Origin of the sequence: Rhizobium sp. 16-488-2b (genome assembly GCF_017741815.1) — a bacterium.
In the GTDB taxonomy this organism is placed as follows: domain Bacteria; phylum Pseudomonadota; class Alphaproteobacteria; order Rhizobiales; family Rhizobiaceae; genus Rhizobium.
The window spans coordinates 65,691-86,524 of record NZ_JAGHMF010000045.1; the positions used below are offsets into that span (position 1 = coordinate 65,691).

Annotated in this window: 15 protein-coding genes; 10 read left to right on the plus strand and 5 right to left on the minus strand. The window is 57.4% G+C overall.

The genetic code is table 11. The features are described from left to right. Positions 1-51: 51 nt before the first annotated feature. Both J5286_RS30460 and J5286_RS30465 read right to left on the minus strand, forming a co-directional pair. Positions 52-1,905 carry an AAA family ATPase gene (locus tag J5286_RS30460; RefSeq protein WP_209193730.1) on the minus strand — a complete coding sequence of 618 codons (1,854 nt, stop codon included), beginning with the start codon at positions 1,903-1,905 and terminating at the stop codon, positions 52-54. A gap of 120 nt (positions 1,906-2,025) precedes the next feature. After that, complete coding sequence (locus J5286_RS30465) at positions 2,026-2,430, minus strand: response regulator transcription factor (RefSeq protein ID WP_209193731.1); 405 nt, start codon at positions 2,428-2,430, stop codon at positions 2,026-2,028. 339 nt (positions 2,431-2,769) lie between these two features. Between J5286_RS30465 and J5286_RS30470 the strand changes: the two genes are divergently transcribed. The 5 genes from J5286_RS30470 to J5286_RS30490 all read left to right on the plus strand — a co-directional run bounded on the left by J5286_RS30470 (position 2,770) and on the right by J5286_RS30490 (position 8,412). Then, positions 2,770-3,633, plus strand: a complete 864-nt coding sequence (locus J5286_RS30470) for an aldo/keto reductase (protein ID WP_209193732.1) — start codon at positions 2,770-2,772, stop codon at positions 3,631-3,633. A gap of 163 nt (positions 3,634-3,796) precedes the next feature. Next, positions 3,797-4,627 (plus strand): alpha/beta fold hydrolase, encoded by an 831-nt coding sequence (locus J5286_RS30475; protein ID WP_209193733.1) that lies wholly within the window; start codon positions 3,797-3,799, stop codon positions 4,625-4,627. Between the two features lie 27 nt (positions 4,628-4,654). Then, positions 4,655-5,374, plus strand: coding sequence for a hypothetical protein (locus J5286_RS30480; protein WP_209193734.1), 720 nt, complete (start codon positions 4,655-4,657; stop codon positions 5,372-5,374). A gap of 145 nt (positions 5,375-5,519) precedes the next feature. After that, positions 5,520-6,545, plus strand: a complete 1,026-nt coding sequence (locus J5286_RS30485) for an alcohol dehydrogenase catalytic domain-containing protein (RefSeq protein WP_209193735.1) — start codon at positions 5,520-5,522, stop codon at positions 6,543-6,545. A gap of 379 nt (positions 6,546-6,924) precedes the next feature. Continuing rightward, a complete protein-coding gene (locus tag J5286_RS30490; protein WP_209193736.1) occupies positions 6,925-8,412 on the plus strand; it encodes an ATP-binding protein in 1,488 nt (495 codons plus the stop codon). On the opposite strand, the gene J5286_RS30495 is transcribed toward J5286_RS30490, so the two are convergent. Beyond that, positions 8,409-9,098, minus strand: a complete 690-nt coding sequence (locus J5286_RS30495) for a response regulator transcription factor (RefSeq protein ID WP_209193737.1) — start codon at positions 9,096-9,098, stop codon at positions 8,409-8,411. The genes J5286_RS30490 and J5286_RS30495 overlap by 4 nt on opposite strands. A 93-nt stretch (positions 9,099-9,191) precedes the next feature. Next, positions 9,192-9,587, minus strand: coding sequence for a response regulator (locus J5286_RS30500; RefSeq protein WP_209193738.1), 396 nt, complete (start codon positions 9,585-9,587; stop codon positions 9,192-9,194). A 411-nt stretch (positions 9,588-9,998) separates the two neighbouring features. Here J5286_RS30500 and J5286_RS30505 point away from each other — a divergent pair, with 411 nt between their 5' ends. Further along, positions 9,999-12,734: an ATP-binding protein gene (locus tag J5286_RS30505; protein WP_209193739.1), complete on the plus strand. Its 2,736-nt coding sequence runs from the start codon at positions 9,999-10,001 to the stop codon at positions 12,732-12,734. A 15-nt stretch (positions 12,735-12,749) separates the two neighbouring features. On the opposite strand, the gene J5286_RS30510 is transcribed toward J5286_RS30505, so the two are convergent. Then, positions 12,750-13,265, minus strand: coding sequence for a Dps family protein (locus J5286_RS30510; RefSeq protein WP_209193740.1), 516 nt, complete (start codon positions 13,263-13,265; stop codon positions 12,750-12,752). 227 nt (positions 13,266-13,492) lie between these two features. Here J5286_RS30510 and J5286_RS30515 point away from each other — a divergent pair, with 227 nt between their 5' ends. From J5286_RS30515 to J5286_RS30530, 4 genes are all read left to right on the plus strand, one after another. Next, positions 13,493-15,856, plus strand: a complete 2,364-nt coding sequence (locus J5286_RS30515) for a PAS domain-containing sensor histidine kinase (protein WP_209193741.1) — start codon at positions 13,493-13,495, stop codon at positions 15,854-15,856. A gap of 212 nt (positions 15,857-16,068) precedes the next feature. Next, the gene (locus J5286_RS30520; protein WP_209193742.1) at positions 16,069-18,354 is read left to right on the plus strand and encodes an FdhF/YdeP family oxidoreductase; all 2,286 of its coding nucleotides are present in this window, start codon (positions 16,069-16,071) and stop codon (positions 18,352-18,354) included. Positions 18,355-18,359: 5 nt separating this feature from the next. Next, positions 18,360-19,127 carry an alpha/beta hydrolase family protein gene (locus J5286_RS30525; protein WP_209215413.1) on the plus strand — a complete coding sequence of 256 codons (768 nt, stop codon included), beginning with the start codon at positions 18,360-18,362 and terminating at the stop codon, positions 19,125-19,127. A 170-nt stretch (positions 19,128-19,297) separates the two neighbouring features. After that, the gene (locus tag J5286_RS30530; RefSeq protein WP_209193744.1) at positions 19,298-20,809 is read left to right on the plus strand and encodes a mechanosensitive ion channel family protein; all 1,512 of its coding nucleotides are present in this window, start codon (positions 19,298-19,300) and stop codon (positions 20,807-20,809) included. Positions 20,810-20,834: the final 25 nt, after the last annotated feature.

Consider the following 20,834-nt stretch of genomic DNA (forward strand, 5'->3'; position numbering starts at 1 on the left):
TGTCGGCTCAGGCCATTGAGGTCAGACCGATGTATCGAACAAGCGCCGTCGTCATCCTCCTAGTTGAGGATCAAACGCTGAGCTCCATTCCGGTGTGCGCAAATGCTCCGTGATCGAATACACTCGCGCGTCGGAGGCCTGGGTCGACCCGCCAGCGAGCTGGTGCATTCTTGGACGGATGCCGTCCATGAGCATCTTTCCGTGCGAATGTTCGAATGACACGGGTGTCAAACCATTCAAGGGAATAAACCCGGTTATCGCAGGAGCGGCAGCAGGCATGCCAGATGCGTTCCATTCCTGCTTCCCGCGCTTTCTAGCGCTGTCGTACAAAGTCGATTGGATTTGCTGGCGTGCCACACGGGCAGCGTTGACCAAACTGTCACGACGGATCGCAGTTTCGTCTGCAATGGCGGCGTCGACAAGGTCCGGATCGATGCTGTCGAACGCCATCTTGAGGTGCGCGGCCTGCGCGAACGAATGTTCCACGTCGTTGAGAGGCGTGAAGACCTCTGTCACGCGTGTCACGCCATTGCGTTGTCTCTCCGCTGCCGCAGTCGACAGTTCGAACTGCATCTCAGGTGCTGTGCGAAAGTCCCGATCACGATGTAGAACGATGCGAGCATCGGGGCGCATGTCGGTGATCATGTTTGCAAGGAGCCGGGCAGCCGGTAGATTGCCGCAGCCGTTGTAGGAAATGACCGCGAGGTTTTCTGGTGCGCCGTTCGCCTTGGCCAGGGCAGTTACCGGTCTCGTTACCTTGTCTTCTGTCATCAAGATGACTGGCCGGGCGGCGTCGAATGCATCTGCGCCTGCAGACAATGCCCCGAGGGTCATCAGCACTGGGATTGCAGGTCGCTTCGTTTCATCGACAGGGACCTTTGCACCGTCGCTCATCCAGACAACCGCAGCGTCGGAATCATACATCAGTCTCTGGATCAATTGAGGCGAATGGCTGGCGAACAGAATTCGGGTGTTAGTCTCGGCGGCGACACCTCTCAGCGCTTCGTAGAGGCGGGACTGACTATCGGCGTGGAGGTGAGCGTCGGGCTCGTCAAGTAACAGAAGCGGCGGCGCGTAAAAGCAGGCGTACGCTATTATCTGGATCACCTGGAGAATCCCGGTCGATGCCATATCCAATGTCACCCTGGCATCAGGGGTCACGACATCGACTCTGACATATCTGTCGTGTTGGGGATCATGTTCAACGATAACTCTGGTGCCTGGGTAGCAGCGGTCAAGCAGCGTCGAAAACGTTTTCCATCCGCTGGCAGGGAGGAGGCCGATGTCGCGGCCGTTCCGCCAGACGCCCTTTGCCATTTCGTCCAAATCTCTCGTGAACAGATGGTCGAGCACAGTTCGCAGGTATAGGTTCGCGTCGCCGTGCATCACGGCTGCGTCCATAGCACCCTTCGTTCGCCACTCTTCTCTCATCGGAATCCCTGAAAGACCAGGCGTGAAGATCGAGAACGGGCGATCCCCATCCGCGAGCACTGCTGCAAGGTCGTTGTCGCCCTCGCGTGTCAACGAGATGTTGGCGTTTTTTCCCCGGCGTATCTCGACCTTCAGCTCTTTACTGTCTCCAGTGTCGACGTCGACGCCTCGGTAGGTGATCGAGTATCCGAGATTTTGAGTGGCCCTGTCGCCCCGGCGCAGGTCCAAAAGTTGAGCGGTCGGGCGAAAGAGCACCGAGTCATTCGAAACTGTCGCGCCGAAGGTCGCCGAGCCGCCGTTAGTGCCGCGAAAAGCTGCTTGCAGCACGGAGACGCCAAGCTGAGCTGCTTGAAGCGCGCTGCTCTTGCCGCTGGTATTGCCACCAACGAGAGCAGTGATAGGCTTCAAGTCAATTGATAGCGTCTCGATCCGCTTAAAATTTTCAACAATTATCTCGTCAAGACGGATCTGCATGCTTTGTCCCACTCTGGATTATTTTGAATTTCTTTGATGAAGGGGTAAGCCGACTGAACCGGCGAGCGTTAGCCTGCCCGTCTGTGCTACCCGTCACACGGAGCGAGGGCCTTTGTCAGATTACCCTCGTGTGCTTTGTGCGTCCGCCACACATCGTACAAGTTCATCCGCGTCGATAGGTTTATTGAGAAAATGGACCGCCCCGTTCTCGAGCGCTTTCATCCTCGTGACGTCGTCGTCGTGCGAGGTGACAAAAACGATTGGAAGCGTGATGCGCTGTCGCTGCAGTAGGGCCTGGAGCTCCAAACCGCTCATTCCCGGCAGGCGTTGATCCAGGACGAGGCATTTGACTTCGTCGTGACACTCCGAGTCGATGAACGCTTCGGCCGATCCAAAGGCCTTCACCTCGTATCCGTACGACGACATCAGGTCTGCATACGCAAGCCTGACCCCGTCATCGTCCTCAACTATTGCGATCGTTAGCAATTTCCGTGGCTCCAACGGCCTCTTTGGAACTCTACCCATGATAGCTTTGCGGAATACGGATGATACAAAGCATTCAGGGGCTTCTTATCCCAACGCGGCTAACGACTCTACAGACGAACGCACGGACCGGGAAATCGAGATCCAAATCTTCGGGCATCCAGTTCGCGAAATAACGAACGTGCGCGCGACCTTATCAGACGCCTAGCTCCCGTCCACCTAGCTCTAGGTATAGAGGCCTGCCGAAAGCTCTCGTGCATGATCATACAATAATGTCGAACATCATCGTCCTAGTTTGCTCCCACACGGCGACTGACGAGCCGCTCCACGCTGACAAATGAACGCGGAAGTCGAGGACGGCCGCCGAAAGGGAGTTAGAAAATGGACAACCTCAAGACGATCGCAAGCTACTCCGGAACTTTCAGGATCGGCGATTTCGTCGTCAACAGGCTGGGGTTCGGCTCAATGCGCCTCACGGGTCGCGGCATCTGGGGTCCCCCCGCGGATCGCGCCGAAGCGCTGGCCACGGTACGCCGCGCAGCCGAACTAGGGGTAAATTTTATCGACACCGCAGATTCCTACGGCCCAGACGTCGCCGAGGAGTTAATCGGTGAGGCCTTGGCGGGCCGCGACGACATTCTCGTTGCCACGAAGGCCGGCCTGCGCCGTCCTGGTCCGGACCAGTGGATGCCTCACGGTCGACCCGAATATTTGATCGAGCGTGCAAAGGGCAGCCTTAAGAAGCTTGGCGTCAAGCAGATCGGCCTTTGGCAGCTGCACAGGGTCGATCCACGCGTGCCTATGCAGGATCAGTTCGCCGCCGTACGGCAACTCCTCGATGAGGGCGTAATTGCGAATGCCGGCCTCAGCGAGGTTTCCGTTGAAGAGATCGAGGTCGCTTCCCAGTATTTCAAAGTCGCGACAGTTCAGAACCGCTACAATCTCGTCGACCGCGGCAGCGAAGATGTGCTCGATTATTGCGAAAGAAACGGGATCGGGTTCATCCCGTGGTTCCCATTGGCTGCCGGCGACCTCGCCCGCCCAGGTGGGGTTCTTGACTCGCTTGCCAAGCGCCACGCCGCGACAGCCGGTCAGATCGCGCTGGCTTGGATGCTCAAGCGGAGCCGTGTGATGCTGCCGATCCCAGGAACTTCAAAGGTAAGCCATTTGGAGCAGAACGTCGCAGCTGCGCGTATTCAGCTCTCCGACGACGAATTCCAGGAACTAGAGAACAACATCGGTTGATCTCCGCGCGTGCGGCAGATCGCGCCGGGGCACGCCGGCGGCCATTCGACGAGACGTCCGTCTTTCTCACTGAAGGGCGGATTCCGAAACCCTTCGCCAACAAGCTCGACGCTTGGCGTGGCAAGGGCCCCAGAAAAATTCGAGAAGAGCAAAGGATTATCTAATGGCCACCACATTGGAAGCCGCATCGACTGAATATGTCGAGGTGCAAGGGGCAGAGTTGGCGTATCGCCGAATCGGACATCGTTTCGCGCGAAAGCTCGTCCTTTTACAGCACTTCACCGGAACGATGGATTCGTGGGATCCGGCAGTCGTCAATTCACTGGCCGAGGTTAGCGAGGTCTTTGTGTTCGACAACGCCGGCGTCGGGTCATCCGGCGGATCGACGCCTGACAACGTTGAGGGAATGGCAGACTACGCCGAGGGTTTCATCGGCGCGCTGGGCCTCGGCGAAGTCGATCTTCTGGGCTTTTCGCTTGGAGGTTTCCTCGCACAGGTCATGGCTGAGCGTAAGCGTGTGGCGATCGGACGGATGGTCGTTGCCGGAAGCGCACCCGTCGGTGGCGAGGAGCATCTCCTCGAGGTTGTCGAGAAGGCGTTAGCGCAGAATGCCCCAGACGTGCGACTTCCACTGTTCTTCACTCCATCAGCAAGGAGCCAGGCAGCCGGAAAGGCTTTCATCGACAGGACGCTCGCTCGTTCTCACGATCGAGCTCCCGACAAGGGTGACTCGGTCAGCGATCCACAGGCCAAGGCGATTATAGAGTGGTGTGCGCGGACGGACCCAGACCATCTGTCGCTCAAGTCGATAGCGACCCCAACGCTTATCGTCCATGGCAGCGATGACACGATGTTCCCCTCCGAGAATGCCTACACCATGTTCAAGAACATGCCGGACGCTACTCTGGTTCTTTATCCGGACTCTGGGCACGGCGCGCTCTTCCAGCAGCCGGAGAGGTTCGTTGCGCATGTGAAGACTTTTCTCGAACTCTAAAAACCAACCAACTCGAAGGAATGCAACATGAACGCTCTCGTCAGCAAGATCATAGACGCCCATGGCGGTCTCGAAAAATGGAAGAAGTTCTCCCACCTCAAGGCGCGGCTCAGCCAGGGTGGCGCTTTGTGGACCCTCAAGGGTCAGCCCTCGACCTTGTCGGAGACCAGCGTGACCGTCGACCTCACGCGAGAGTGGGCGTCCCATTCGCCTTTCGGTCCAGACGCAAAGGTGTCTACATTCGAGCCCGGTCGGGTCGCGCTGAGCAATTCACAGGGCCAGATCCTCGAGGAGCTCCAAGACCCGCGCGCTTCGTTTGCCGGGCACACGCTTGAGACGCCCTGGAATGAGCTGCAGCTCGCGTACTTCGCCGGCTGCGCCATGTGGACCTACTTGAACATGCCGTTCCTGCTTGCCCGTGAGGGCGTCGTGGTGGACGAACTTTCGGACTGGGCTGAGAATGGGGAAACTTGGCACAGGCTCAAGATCACCTTCCCGGCAGATATCGTTAGCCACAGCTCTGTGCAGACAATCTACTTCGATGACGCGGGCCTGCTCAAGAGGCACGATTACGACGTCGAGATCGCCGGAGGCACTCCGGGCGCGCACTACATCAGTGGGTACACGGATGTACAAGGGATTATGATCCCAACGCACCGCCGCATCTTCCCGAGGCAAGCGGACGGTCACGCGATGGCGGAGCCCCTCGTGGTTTCCATCGATCTCTCCGACATTGTGCTGAAGTAAAGGACGGGACCGTTTAGGCGAACTAATCGTCTGGACGGTCCTCGCCCCACTCCCCCCTCCGCGACACGACCCGATCTTACAAGAATCGGTGCTGGGCACCTGCGACAGTCGAATAGCAAATCCAAACAAGGCCAGGGAGCGCGCCATGACCGACACGACAGATACCTACCTCGCCGTCCAGGCCGTCTCGCCTGGTAAGCTCGAACTCACCAGGAAGCCGATGCAGGCACCCGGCCCCGGCCATGTCCGTATCAAGATCGAAGCCTGCGGCGTGTGCCATTCGGATGCCGCAACTGTCGAAGGCGTCTTTCCGATTAGCTGGCCTCGGGTCCCAGGGCATGAGGTTGTTGGAAAGATTGAAAGCTTAGGTGCAGGCGTCGAAGGCTGGAACGTCGGCCAGAGAGTTGGCGTCGGCTTTCTCGCGGGCAGCTGCGGACATTGTTCCGAATGCCGTTCTGGACATCTTGTGAACTGCAAGAACCAAGAATTCACCGGCGTCCACCACGACGGTGGCTATGCCGAATGGATGGTAGCCAAGGCATCGGGGTTGATGTCGATCCCAGATGACCTAACCGACGTGGAGGCAGCGCCTCTACTTTGCGCTGGGCTCACAACGTTCAGCGCCCTGAGAAACTCCGGTGCCAAAGCCGGAGATGTCGTTGCTATCATCGGCATCGGTGGTCTTGGTCACCTCGCAGTTCAATACGCACGCGGCATGGGGTTCGAGGTGGTAGCGATCGGACGCGGTCCGGCCGTGGGCGAGCTCGCGATCAAGTTGGGCGCCCACCACTATATCGACAGCACCGTCGAGCCGGTGGCTGACGCGCTGCAGCGGCTTGGTGGCGCGGACCTAGTGCTGGCGACCGCTTCTGGTGGCAAGGGAGTGGCAGATTCAGTCAACGGGCTAAAGGCACGCGGAAAAACCATCGTCATCGGTGCGACAGCCGAACCAATAGAATTAGGCGCCGGCGACCTTTTCCTGAAAGAGCGTTCCGTCGAGGGGGCCCTCACCGGGGACCCAGCTACGGGCGACACAACGCTTCGCTTCAGTTCGCTCTTCGGGATTTCCGCGATGATCGAGGAAATCCCGTTGGAGCAGGCAGTTGAAGCTTACAACAAGATGATGCACGGCAAGCCCCGTTTTCGCATCGTTCTGACAATGGGTAAATAATCCCGACACAACAACCCACCCCGGCGGATGCGCCTGGGTGGGTGACTCGTGCTATTGCACAAGTTCACCTCGCCGACATGAGGCGAGGGAAGTCTGATGCGTATTGGACAGCTATGCCTCAGCTCTCGGCAAAGGCGCATCGCGCGGTATTTCAACTGCAGACCGGCCGTCACGCATTGACCGACACCACCGTCTCTTTTGCTTCGAGAGCCTCCTGACCTGTCTCAAGGGATAGGTCGGGCCACCACACAGTACAATTGTTACCATCCACCAGTCGTATATCGATTGCATGGGCAAGCCTTACGGCACCCATATTTTACCTTGGATCGACCCCGCGGAGATTTGCCCCGCTCGATCCCAAAGTGAGCGCAGGTGGACGATGACGATACTGCGATTTGCCGATTTCGAAATGGACGTTCCAGCTCGAAGCCTCAAGCGTTCCGGTCGCGATGTTCGGATCGGTTCCCGCGCTTTCGATCTTTTGGCCGCCCTGGCGTCAAACCAAGGAGAAATCCTGTCAAAAGCTCAGCTGATGGAGGTGGCCTGGCCGGAGACACATGTTGAGGAGAGTTCTCTGCGCGTGAACATCGTATCCCTCCGCAAAGCACTCGATGGTGGCAACCCATACAGCTTGATCGAGAATGTCGCCGGACGCGGTTATACGTTTACCACCCCTGTCACCAAGCTGGATGACAACCGAACAGCCGGGTCAGCGATACAGGCGTCGCGGGTAGCGAGCCTACCGCACACCTGCGCGCGCCTCGTTGGCCGCGGAACGCTCGTCTCGAAATGGGCAGACGAAATCGGTGCGGGCATCACGACGATTGTGGGACCAGGAGGGATCGGCAAGACCGTAGTCGCACTGCAGATGGCGCGCCTGTTGCAGGACACCTATGATAGCATTCAATTCTTAGACCTAGCGGACATGGCAACAACCGCATCTACGCCATTCGCCTCGGCCCTACAGGCGGAAAATCTGACGCCGGCCACTCTCCAGCTTGCGGTGGAGAGCTTCGGCGACAAGTCCAGTCTGTTGGTCCTCGATGGATGCGATTGCTTTGTTGACCGTGTCGCGCTGATCGCCGAATCCATTGCAGACAGGCTCCCCGACCTGGCAATTCTCACGACAAGCCGCGAGCCTCTCGGTATCATAGGTGAAAACGTGCTGCACCTACCAGGACTCGCTGTCCCCGCACCTAGGGAACAAATCGATGACGTTGCAGCGTTCAGCGCCGTCGAGCTCTTTGCCGAACGCGTGTCAATGGTCGCGGAGGAATATGCGATCGACGGACCGAGAGGCATCGAACTCGCCGCCGAAGTTGTCCGCAAAACGGACGGCAATCCACTAGCAATCGAGTTGGCCGCTTCTCGCGTCGCTGATCTTGGATTGGAGAACTTGGTTATATCCCTCGATCGTCCTCTGAGGACACTGCGTCGCGGAAACCGGACTTCTCATCCACGCCAGCAGACGTTGCGTGCAAACATCGACTGGAGCTACAACCTCCTCGATAAGAACATGAAGTCGCTGCTTGTGTCGCTTTCCGTTTTTGATGCAAATTTCACGAAGGACTTCGCGCGGGCAAATTTCTCCCCCAAATTCCCTCGGTCTGACTTCGAGGACGCGTTTGACGGACTGGTAGTCAAATCGCTGATCGCGGCTCAGCACCGTGACGGCACCTACGCACTACCCCGGCTCATTCGGGAATACGCCATCGAAAAGCATGCACAGTTCACGACAGCGACTTTCCCACTGTCGCTTGAAACGGATCGCGTTGACCGATCCGACCATCGACTTCCTCAAGCGCACCAGTTCCTCGCAACGCATAATGGGCAGCGCGCGCTTGCGCAAACTGACAATGCGGCCTAGCTGTCACCATTGGAGAGTGACTGCGCTTGTGCGAGCAGTTCGGCCTTTTTGACTAGGTCCGCGACCGATCGCACGCGCATTTTCTTCATCACATTCGACCTGTGCAGCTTCACCGTGACCATGCTGATCCCTAGCTGGCCCGCGATCTGCTTGTTCATGTAGCCATTTACGACGGCGTGCATCACCTCGACCTCTCTTGGGGTCAATGTCTCCCTAAGTTTCTCGACATCGGATCGGGTCCGAGACTGAGACCTGATTAGCCCGTCTCGCTTAATCGCTCCGGTCACGGCGTCGATCAAATCCTGTTCTCTGAACGGCTTTGTCAGAAAATCGATGGCTCCGGCCTTCATCGCCCTGACTGTCATAGGGATATCCCCGTATCCGGTCACGACGATAATCGGCATCCGGTTGCCATCCTTTTGTAAATCGGATTGGAAGTCCAAGCCGCTTGCCCCAGAAAATCGCACATCAAGAACGATGCAGCCGGGGGTGTCCAAGTCGTCCGCTTCAAGCAGCGCCTTTGGAGAGTCGTAAGCAATGGCATTCAGATCGATGGACTGGAAAAGGTCGAGCAGAGCAACCCTTACCGAGCTATCGTCATCGACTATGCGAATGAGAGGTTCTGACAACGATTTCTCTTGCACGGGCGATCCTCGGTCCACGGCGGCTCCAGCCAGAACGTACATCGCCAAAACCAGTACCGCCCATCAAGATTTAGCCCGAGAATATGACCGTTGCAATTGTACTTAGCGTACAGACTGTGGGAAACTCCTCGCAGACTAGCGTAAGCCCATCAATCCCCTAGAAGAGCCGCTGACCGCCGAATGTACGAGTTCCAGGAACCGCTCCGGTGAGAACGGCTTCTCGATGAATGCAAAAGCGCCTAACTTCATCAAATCCGCTGCCGCCGATCGCATAGCCCGCGCGGACATCACTATGACTGGGATCTCCATCTTGTTCGAACGAACTACTCGGAGGAGCTCTATTCCGCTCGTCCCCTGCATTTCGTAATCGCTGATTACGCAGTCGGATTCCCATGCGGCTGAAGAACTCAGGAAGCCGTCGACTTGACTGAAGACGCTTGTCAAGTAGCCGCTGCTCTTAAGAAGGTCGTCAATTGCAACCCTAATACTGGGGTCGTCGTCGATTATCGAAATCTTCGGGGATTTATTCAAAGCTATGCCTTTTCCGGATATTTCAGCTTATCGCAGCCTCTTGGCGCGAGTTCGCCACCCTGAACGCCTACCGCGGCGCCGAAGTTCCGGCGATACGTGCCAAATACGAGATCTGGATCACGTCGAATGTTTGAAAGCCCATATTTAACAACATTTCACATGCATCAGATCGGGATTTTGGTGAAGATCCGCATATCGTCAGCGGTAACCCAACAGCTCTCTGCGTCGAGCGTGGTTGACCGGTTGAGCCGTCTAAAGGGGATAGAAAGCAATGGCGAAAACAACTTTGGCAGTACCTGCGCAATGCAGTCCTGTTGCCAGTCGTTCGGCGGGCCAATTTAGTGCAAAGAGACGACCCCTCACCTCTTCTTCGACCATCAACGCAAGCGACTGATCCAAAGGTCGCCGGGCATGTCACTACTTCAGTTTGACGACTACGAGATCGATATCGAGCAACGACGTCTCTCCGAGAACGGCCTGCCATTGCGGCTCGGCGGGCGGGCGTTTGACATTCTTTCAGCCCTTGTCTCTCGGCCGGGAAATGTGATCACGAAGGAAGAGTTGATCGCCCACGTTTGGCCGGCGACCACTGTTGATGAGGGTGCGCTCCGGGTGCACCTAGTAGCTCTGAGAAAGGCTCTTGGCGAACAAGCGAGACATTTGATTGAGACCATACCTGGACGGGGTTATGTATTTTCGGGAAGTGTCAGGCAGATCTCGAGGAAAGAAACGACCTCTGAGCCACTATGGCCTGTGGCCCGGCATCTGGTAGGCAGCCTGCCCCGCATGCCGAAAAAGCTTATCGGAAGAGCGGAATATATCCGAGCCACGATCGAATTGCTTGAGAGGAGCCGCCTTCTGACGCTTGCAGGGCCAGGAGGGATCGGCAAGACGGCGATTGCTGTTTTTTGCGCGAACGCGATAGCGGAGAAAAAGCACGTCGTTTTCGTTGATCTTGCGACCCTTGCCGATGGCAACGTTCTCCTGCCGACGCTCGCGACACAGCTTGGACTGAGTGTCTTTGGTGACGACGTCCGTCCTGGCATAATCGCCGAACTGTCGAAAAGTCCCACGCTGTTGATCTTGGATGGATGTGAACGCATCGTTGATGCCGCTGCACATTTGACTGAAATAATACTAAGCGGATCGCCGACGACGCAAATCCTAGCGACGACACGCGAACCGCTCAGAACCTCGTGGGAGAAGGTAAGGCAGGTCGGGCCGCTTGCTTTTCCGTCGGGCCCAGACGATGGCAATTGTGCTGGAGCCTTCTCTGCAATGGAAATGTTTATTTCCCTTGCGGCTCTTGCCGGCGACAACGTCGATCTAACAGGGAGCAAGAACCTCGCACTCGTCGCAGATATAGTTCGTAGCCTGGACGGGATACCGTTGGCGATCGAACTCGCTGCTGCTCGCCTGTTCGATATGGACTTGCCTTCCCTGCAACGATCTGTGGCAGAGCCGATCGCCTTTCTCAGGCGCGGCCGCAGGACCGCTCCGCCCCGTCAGCAGACCATGAGGGCGACACTGGATTGGAGCTATTCCACGCTTTCCGATGCAGAGAAGGAGCTGTTGCTACGGCTCTCGGTCTTCGCCGGCACTTTCTCGACGGACGCAGCTTTCTCCGTTTCGGAATGGGAAGACGACCCCGACAGCTTCCATGAGGCGTTCGACGGCCTTTTCCTCAAGTCGCTCATCGTGGTCACCCAGCGTGGAGGGAGCTTCAGGCTGTTGTTGACTACCCGCGACTACGGGCGTGATAAGCTTGTAGATACGCAGTTCTTCAGATCGTGCAGGATCGCGCACGCCCGATATTGCCTCCAGCGACTTCGCTCAGCCACCGATGAATGGGGACGCAGTGATGCAGCTTCGTGGCGCGAGAGGAATGGCGAGATCGTCAACGATCTACGAGCTGCTCTTCAATGGACGCTCGGAGATGACGGTGACGAGGATCTAGGACTCGTCCTTGCGGCGGAATCCGACGCTCTCTGGGTCCAATTTGGCCTCATAGCGGAACAACTTGCAGTCTCCGAACGAGCGTTAAAGATTTTCGAAGCCCGTGGGATCGACGATACAAACCTCGAGGTGAAACTGCGACTACTGTACGCCGTCGCGCTCTACCATTCTAAGACCTTCGAGCGGAACGGTGAGGTCATCGATCAGTACAACAGGGTTCTGGACCTCGCCGTGGACCCTGGCGAGATCGCTATGTTGATGCGGGCTATAGCTGGGGCAGCGGCCATACATACGGCGAACGGTCATTACCAGAGCGCAATCGACCTAGTTCAGCGTTTTAGCAAAGAGTTCGATCGGATGCCCCCGCAGGCCAGAAGTCATCTCCTCAATCACAACTATCACTATATCGGGGACTTCAACAACGCTATGGAACATGCGCGCATCGCGCTCCTACCGCAAACAGAAATCCCCAGATCCCTACCGAACAGTGGAGGCTATTTTGACCTCCGCATCAGCGCCTTTTGCGTCATCGTCAAGACACACTGGATACAGGGTAGGTTTTCTGCCGCCAGAACGGCCCTTAATGAGACGTTGGATGAGGTGAGAGAAAAAAATCACGCAATTTCGACCTGCCTCTTTCTAGCGGCGTCCGCTTGCCCGACAGCGCTCGGGATTGGCGACATCGCCCTTGGGGAAAGTCTGGTCAAGATGCTCCGCGAGGCATCGACAAGAAACTCCCTTATGAGATGGAGGGCATGGGGAGAGGCGTACGAGGCGGTGATAGCGGCTGCAGCAAACAACGATCAGGTGGTATACGACCTAACTGTGTCTCGTCTAAAGGGCACTCCGTTCGAAAATTGCCTTGTCATAGGCGGTCGGCTGGCTAGTGCTTCACTCCTAGAGCGGATTACACCGGACGGTACCTGGTGTGGCGCCGAAGTCCTGAGGCTTCGTGGTGAGTTGCTAATGGCGACTTCCCCGATAGACGGACGCGCCCTGCTGCAGAGGGCCTATGAGCTGGCTGTAACGCAGTCCGCAAACACTTTCGCTTTGCGGTCCGCGACCAGCATCTATCGACACTCCGCGCCCGAAAGCAGGAGCGCTTCGAAAAGCGCCCTGCTTAGGGCGCTTGAGGCCGTGGAATACAGGGACGACGTCGCCGACGTGGCGAACGCCGCATCCTTTATCTAGCGCCGGCTCAGGGGGTCAGCTGTTGCGGTTCGACTCGAACAGGAACCACACGCGGCCTTCGGCATCATCGACCCAGCCCTCGACAAGGCTGGTTGTCGCGACATCGCGATGCTCAGAGGTCAACTCGTGGAGCTGCCGCAAGATGCCTATCAGTTGCTCGTTGTCGCTTTTGAGTTCAGCAAGCATATCCTCGGCCGTAACGAAGTCGGCATCGTTATCGAGTAGTCTCTGGATGCGCGCGATATGCCCGACGGACCGGAGCGTCATACCGCCAACTTTCCGGGCGCGCTCAGCGATCGCATCCGTCATTCCGATCAGCTGGTCGGCTTGATCGTCTAGCATTAGGTGAAAATCGCGAAAATGCGGTCCCGAAAGATGCCAGTGAAAATTCTTAGTCTTGAGATAGAGCGTGAACACGTCTGCAAGCAGCGCGGTGAGCGCGCCAGAGATGTCGTTACGCGCGTTCTGGCCGAGGTCGGTCGGGGTGTTGAGAGGAGCTTCTCTAATCGTCCGTGCGGAAGTCTGGTCCATTGCAAAATCCTTATTGGGTAGTGAAGTTTGAACCGCGGTGGCACGAAGCGTCCGGGTTTCGTGAAACCTGAACGGGAGAGGACGCAATTTCTTGGATAATCGCGCCCTCAAAAGCAGCCTCGCCACCTCTGAGCGTATGAATGTCTAGCGACAACAGAGGCATAAGGCGCTATCCATGCAGGTGTGGACGGTCATCGGGACGACCGGCTGTATGAGGGCTGGGGCTTATGACTGAACGGGTACGCAGAGTTTCCTTCCTGATTTTGGCAGTTGTGCTCGCTGCAGTGGTCTTTTTCATCGATAGCATTGCGGATTACGAATCTTCTGTGGCAATCCTCTATCTCGCCGTATTGGCGCTGGTTTCAGCGGTCGGCAACGCCAAAGAGGTGACTAGGGCCGCCCAAGCATGTGTAATCTTGACCGTTCTGGGTTGGCTCGTCGTGCATTTGGGCGACCCAAAATTCACGAGCATTCTGCGGTGTCTTTTCGCATGCATTGCGATAGGCGTCACGGCGGCCTTGCTTGTTAGCAGAAAGCGGCTCGAAGCAACTCAGCAAGATCTCGAACGTAGTCGCGCCGAAGTCGACCTTTTCGCGAATTCGGTTCCCTATGTCCTTTGGCGGTCAAATCCTCGGGGCGAAATCGAGTATCTCAACGCGAGCTGGACGGTCGTTACTGGATTGGACCGAGTTACCGTTCTGCAGGGGCAACGCTATAATGACGTCGTCCACCCCGATGACATTCCAATTCTCAACGAGACGGTGTCAGCCGCAGTTGCCAATAGAACCGTCACCAACCTCAAAGTGAGAATAAGGCAGGCAGACGGGGCCTACCGCTGGATGCAGATCTACGATAACCCGGCCTATTCGCCCCTCACTGATCAGGTCGAGCGTTTCGGGGGGCTTTCCGATGTCCATGACGAGGTCGTCGCGAAGCAGGAGCTTCAAGTAGTCCGGGATCAACTGGAGATCAGCAGGACGGAACTGATGAACTTCACGGACTCGGTTCCACAGATCTTGTGGCGGGCCGATGCTATGGGTAAAATCGATTTCGTCAATCGGCGCTATACCGAAATCACGGCAAGGGACGTTCAGACGGCCGTGGGCCTAGAAAATTGGTTGGACGACATACATCCCGACGATCGGGAACGGTTCGACGATGTCTGGAAGGACGCGATCTTAAACCGAAACGAGGTACGTGCGACCTACAGACTACGCCACGCCAGCGGCGAGTACCGATGGATGTCTTTGGTGGGCCGCCCCGTTCAGCTGAGCGAGTCCTCGGACGAAACGAGATACTATGGAGGCATCTCCGACATCCATGACGAGGTGATATCTCATCAGAAGGTAAAAGAATTAAACGAGACACTCGAGCAGCGCGTGGCGGAGCGGACGTCAGAGCTCCTGCGCACGGAGCAAAGATACATTGGCTTGTTCGACGTAAGCAACATGACGTTCGCAGAGATGGACTTCAGCGACGCCGAGAAGATGCTCGATGCGATCAAAGCGAGCGGCGTAACCGACTTGCGAGCGTATATGGCCGCCCACCCCGACGAACTGGCTAGCACCATCGGTGCCATCCGAACGACTAGGGTGAACGAAGCGTTGGCGCGCATGATGGGCTACGAGAGTGTCGCCGAGCTGGTGGCCAATCCTCCCGCCCAGAACGCGGAGGATGGTGCGGAGGTTCTGTTTCGCCAGTTAGAGATGTACTTTTACGGTGTCGACCACATAGATGGCCGAACAGTACTCGCCGGGAAAGAGGGTCGGCGAATACCTGTATACTTCACGGTAACCAGGCTGTCCGACGGACTTCATCTGTCCAGCCACCTCGATCTTTCTGAACAAGAGCGCATCGAGCAGATGCGCCAGGCTGCGCAGGCCGAAATGGCCCGCGCGAACCGCATTGCGACCGTCGGGGCGTTCTCGGCCTCAATTGCCCACGAACTGAACCAACCCATTACGTCGATGGTGTTCGACGCCCGAACTGGTATCCGCATGATAGCGCGCGAGAATCCCGACATGGAGGGAGTAGACCGAATCTTGCAACGCATGGAGAAAAACGCGCGACGGGTCTCAGGTATCGTTCAAAGGACACGAGAGAACCTCGTGGGGAAACGGCGGCCTGTTGAACCAATCAACCTCAAGCGTCTTGTAATGGAAACGCGCGATCTCATCGACCATGACCTGAAAACGGCGCATGTCGAGTTGGAGGTCGTCAGCGTGCGGTCCTTGCCAGAGATCATGGGGGATCCCGTCGAGCTGCAACAGGTTTTTGTCAACCTGGTAAACAATGCGGTCGACGCGATGCGTGGCCAGCATGGGGTACGTCGTGTCTCGATCGAGTTAGTCGCGAAGGATAGCTCTGTGGAGGTCCGCGTTACCGACACCGGGCCGGGGATACCCGAGGAATATATCCAGAAACTCTTCGAGCCGTTCTTCACGACCAAGGCAACTGGCATCGGGATGGGGCTCGAAATCTGCCGCTCTGCGGTGGCGGCAATGGGCGGGCAGCTCACTGTGGCAAATCTACCTGAAGGCGGTGCGCGCTTCAGCTTCGAGCTCCCTTTTGCAATCGGGCGTCCGATATAGAGTATCGCTTCCAAAAGCGTCGGGACACGCGGTCACGACGCTTTCTTACAAGATCTTCTCCTTCAACTGACATTCATTGACAGAGCCATCACGCCCGCAACCAAGCGCCCGCCCACCGCTTGGGCGCCGCGGACGCTGAGCATCGGTTGGCGAATTTAGCAACCATCGAGGACCAATGGGACTCGGGGGACGGGTGGTAGAGAGGATCAGATATGCAGGATGAGCGCCCGGAAGGTATTGAGCGCTACGATGACCCGGCAGGGGGCCGGGGCGCCCTCAAAGCGGTCGCCAAGACTTTGGCTCATCAGCAGGTCGTCGCGCAGGGAGCTGCAACGCTTCTCAAGGCGAACCAACCGGATGGTTTCGACTGCCCCGGCTGCGCTTGGCCAGATCCCAAGCATACCTCTTCATTCGAATTCTGCGAGAATGGCGCAAAGGCGATCACCTGGGAATCCACCGCACGTCGCGTTGAGCCGGAATTCTTCGAAAGCAACCCGGTGGACGATCTGTGGAACTGGACCGACCACAAGCTCGAAGACGCCGGTAGGCTGACGTCACCGCTCTTATACAACCGAAGCCGGGACCGCTACGAGGCCATCTCATGGGAAGACGCGTTTGAGGTCATCGCGGCGGAGCTTAACAAGCTGCCTGATCCGAATATGGCCGAGTTCTACACGTCCGGCCGAGCCTCGAACGAGGCTGCCTTCATCTATCAGCTTTTCGTCCGTGCCTTTGGGACCAACAACTTCCCAGACTGCTCGAACATGTGCCACGAGGCGACAAGCGTCGGCTTGCCCAAGTCGATCGGCGTCGGCAAGGGAACGGTGACGCTGGAGGATTTCGATCACTGCGACGCGATCTTTTCGTTCGGCCACAATCCAGGCACCAACCATCCGCGGATGATGACCACCCTGCATGAGGCCTCCCGCAGAGGCGTTCCGATCGTGGCCTTCAACCCGCTCAAAGAGAGGGCTCTCGAACGTTTCGCCGCACCTCAGAACCCGGTCGAGATGCTGACGATGTCGTCGACGCCGATAGCGTCCTCCTACAACCAGCTGCGGGTCGGTGGGGACGTAGCGGCCCTCAAGGGTTTGATGAAGGCGGTCTTCGAGCGAGATGACGAGGACATCGGGATTGGCGGCGAGGGAGTGCTGGACCGCGCATTCATTGCCGAGCACACGACCGGCTTTGAAGAACTGCGCAAAGACTTCCAGGAAACATCATGGGAGAACATTCTTGATGTCTCCGGCCTCACGAAGGCGGCGTTCGCGAACGCGGCTGACGTTTACATCCGGGCCAACAGCGTCATCGTCTGCTATGGAATGGGGCTGACCCAGCACGAGAACGGCACGGCCAACGTGCAGCAACTTGCAAATTTCATGATGCTGCGCGGGAACCTGGGGCGTAAAGGAGCCGGTATCTGCCCGGTTCGCGGACACTCGAACGTTCAGGGCGATCGCACCGTCGGCATCACGGAAATCCCCAGCGAATCCTTGATCGATGGGATGGAACGAGCGTTCGGCTTCCGGCCGTCGGCTGAAAAAGGGCACAATGCCATCGAAACCATCGAGGCAATTGCCGACGGTCGCTCCAAGGCGCTTATTTGCTTAGGCGGAAATCTCGCCGTAGCGATGGCCGACCCTGATGCGACGTTCGCTGCCATGCGTAAGCTCGATCTAGCCGTCCACATCGCGACAAAACTCAACCGATCGCATCTACTTGTGGCGAAAACGTCGATCATACTGCCCTGCCTTGGCAGGACTGATCTCGACACCCAGGCGTCGGGACCCCAGTCCGTGACCGTCGAAGACTCGATGTCGATGGTCCACGCGTCCAGAGGTTTTCTCAACCCACCCAGTCCCCTGCTCCGATCGGAACCGGCGATTATCGCGGGGATCGCCAAGGCAACGCTCGGCGATCGTCACGGGATCGATTGGGACGAGTTGATAGGTAACTACGATCGTATTCGCGAGAAAATCGAGATCGTCTTTCCCGAGTTTTACGACTTCAACACGCGTGTGCGCGTGAAAGGTGGCTTTAGGCTCGACGTGCCCGCTTCTTATCGCGTTTGGAAAACAGACTCCAAGAAAGCTGTTTTCCTGCTGCCCCCAAGTCTCGACGGCGATCGACTCGTTAAAGACCCATGGGCGCTGATGTTGACTACCATACGCAGTCACGACCAATACAATACCACTGTCTATGGCCTGGACGATCGATACCGCGGTGTGTTCGGCCGGCGGGACGTCGTCTTCATGAACAAGATGGACCTGGCTGACCGTGGGCTACGTGATGGTGACCTTATAGACCTGACTGCAACGCTTTCGAGCGAGCCTCGGAAAGCCCGAAAGTTTACCGTGGTCGAGTACAACATACCAAGGGGATCGGTGGCTGGCTACTATCCCGAGCTCAACGTCGTCATCGCGCTTGATCACTACGACCGCCTTTCCGGTACGCCTTCATACAAGAGCGTCCCCGTCCTAGTTTCCGCTGCCGCATGAGTTGGATGCGAACTACAGTTGATTTCGATTGCGGCGATCGTTTGAAGCTTACAGCGTATTTGCCGGAGGCTCCGTCAGGGGCGATTTTCTTGCTAACAGGCGGATTCCAGGGAGACGAAAGCGGACAATCGACGCTCGCCGAAAGCCTTTACAGCTCTGGTTTCGCCATCTTTTCGGCAAATCTCGCGCTTGACAGCGTTCTCAACGGCATGGCCCTAAACGACGCGGTCGCCGCAATCCGCTGGCTCTTGGCGTCCGAATACGAGTTCGAACGAGATCGCTTGGCGGTGATGGGGGTCGGCGTGGGCGGCACCGTCGCAATCGAGGTCGGCCTTCGGGAAGGGATTCCCGTCGTTGCGTGGTCAGCACAAATCGACTTTAGGGACTTCATGGACAATACGGCCAGTCTCGGCGACAGCGACCATCTGCGTAACTACGATGGCATGAACTGGGCAACGATTGTTGCGGCAGGCGAGCAGGTTCCGTTTCTTCGGGGCATCGTGCTATCCAGGGTCGCGAATAACCTTAGCCTTCTCACGTCGACCAGCCCGCTGACCCGCATCACGCCAGATGCCGGGCGAATGCTGCTTTTCAACTCGGCGAACGAGATCATTCCCTCCCGCGGGATGGCATCGATGCAAAAGGCGATGGCAGCTCAGGGAGTGCCATGCACCGTGAGTCTTTTGGAAGGAACCGAACACGGCGCCGAATACGCCCTCTCTGCGCTGCCAAGCACAATCCAGTTCTTTCGCGACCAGTTTTGTAAGGTCTGACGCTCTCCAATATTGCTCGAGTCTAGCCGGACGAACTGGCTGTCGGAGTAGCGTGCGATCTTCGGCTGGATGAGCGAACGGTTGGGCCGCAGGGGCGAAATAAGACAATCATGCTCCCTACGCGGAATGTACTCTTCATCGGCCCATCAACCAAGCCATTGAACAGCCACATGATTGAACAGCTAGTTTGGAACCCAATACTCCAGTTCTCGGTCCTGGTCTTGACGACCATTTCGATCCGCGTTGCCCTCGGCCGAAATCCCACAATCCGGTTTATCGTCAGCGTTTCTTTCTTCGCGCTTTTAACAGCCACTCTTTTATCGCACGACATCGTTCCCTACTCACCATCCCTCGGCGACCCGTTATTTTCCCGCAGGATAACCACCGGGCTTCTCAAGGCGGTGTGGTGGATCGGCGGGGCGGTGGTCCTGGTCAGTGCTGTCCGGCTCTTTCTCATTTTCGAGAACAACCCCCGCGAGGGACGACTTGCGCAAGATCTAATTGTCGGAATCATCTATCTCGGAGCGGGCCTCGCTTTGATAGCGAATGTCTTCAGTCTCCCTGTTGGCACACTGATCGCGACGTCTGGCGCTTTCGCGATCGTGTTGGGTCTCGCCCTACAGAGCACCTTAAACGACGTTTTTTCTGGGATAGCGCTCAACCTTGGGCGTCCTTACACCGTAGGAGACTGGATTGTCTTGGAAGGAGGCCTCCAAGGCCGTGTTGTCGAGACCAATTGGAGGTCGACCCACCTGGTCAACGGCACTGACGACCTTGTTGTTTTGCCGAACAGCACCTTGGCAAAGGCGCGCCTCGTCAATCTGACACGCCCCCAACAAACTCATGGCGTTTCGATAACCGTTCGGTTTCTCCCTACCCGCAATCCGGCGGCAATCGAGGAGACAATGCGGACCGTGTTGCTGAGCAGTTTCGCTATCTTAAAAACACCGCCTCCCACGGCGTTGGTCGTCGGCATCGACAGTCAGGCCGTGGAAATCGAGCTATCATTTCGAATTTCCGGATTTTCCGGCGCCGCCGCGGCAAAGAGCGAGATCTACGATCTGATATACCGTCACGCTCGGGCCAATGGACTGAAATTTGCCGGCCCGCGTGAAGCCTTCGTTCTCCCAGCCGAAGTATCATCGGAAGCACAGACAGCCAAGCATCCAGGAACGCCTTGGCGGCTCCTGGAGTCGATTCCACTCTTCGCCACCCTGACTGACGACGAGAAGGACGCTCTTGCATCGAGCATGACGCGTCGCACGTACCAAAAGGGTTCGACGATCGCTTCGAAGGGAAGCAAGCTCACGTCCTTGATGATCATGCGTACGGGGGTAGCAGCACGACAGCGTATGGAAGGCGGCCATTTGGTCGACTTGGCGCGACTGTCGCCGGGCGACCTTTTCGGTGAGCGCGGGGTTTTGATCGATGCCGCAGAGTCGGGGGATACGACGGCGCTCACCTTTGTCGTCATTTACGAGGTCAAGAAAGAGGATCTGGCAGCGGTCATGCGCGACCGGCCGGCTTTGGCGGAAGAACTCGGCATTCTTCTTTCACGGCGGATGCAGGAAGAGGAGCAGCTTTCTAACGCGAGCGCCCTGTCTCATGGCACCCATCCCGACACATTGGCCACGCGCATCCGGCGCCTATTCGAGATACCGCGGGAACTCGAACTGCCGTAGCGGCCGCCGGAGCGCCGGCGGCCGC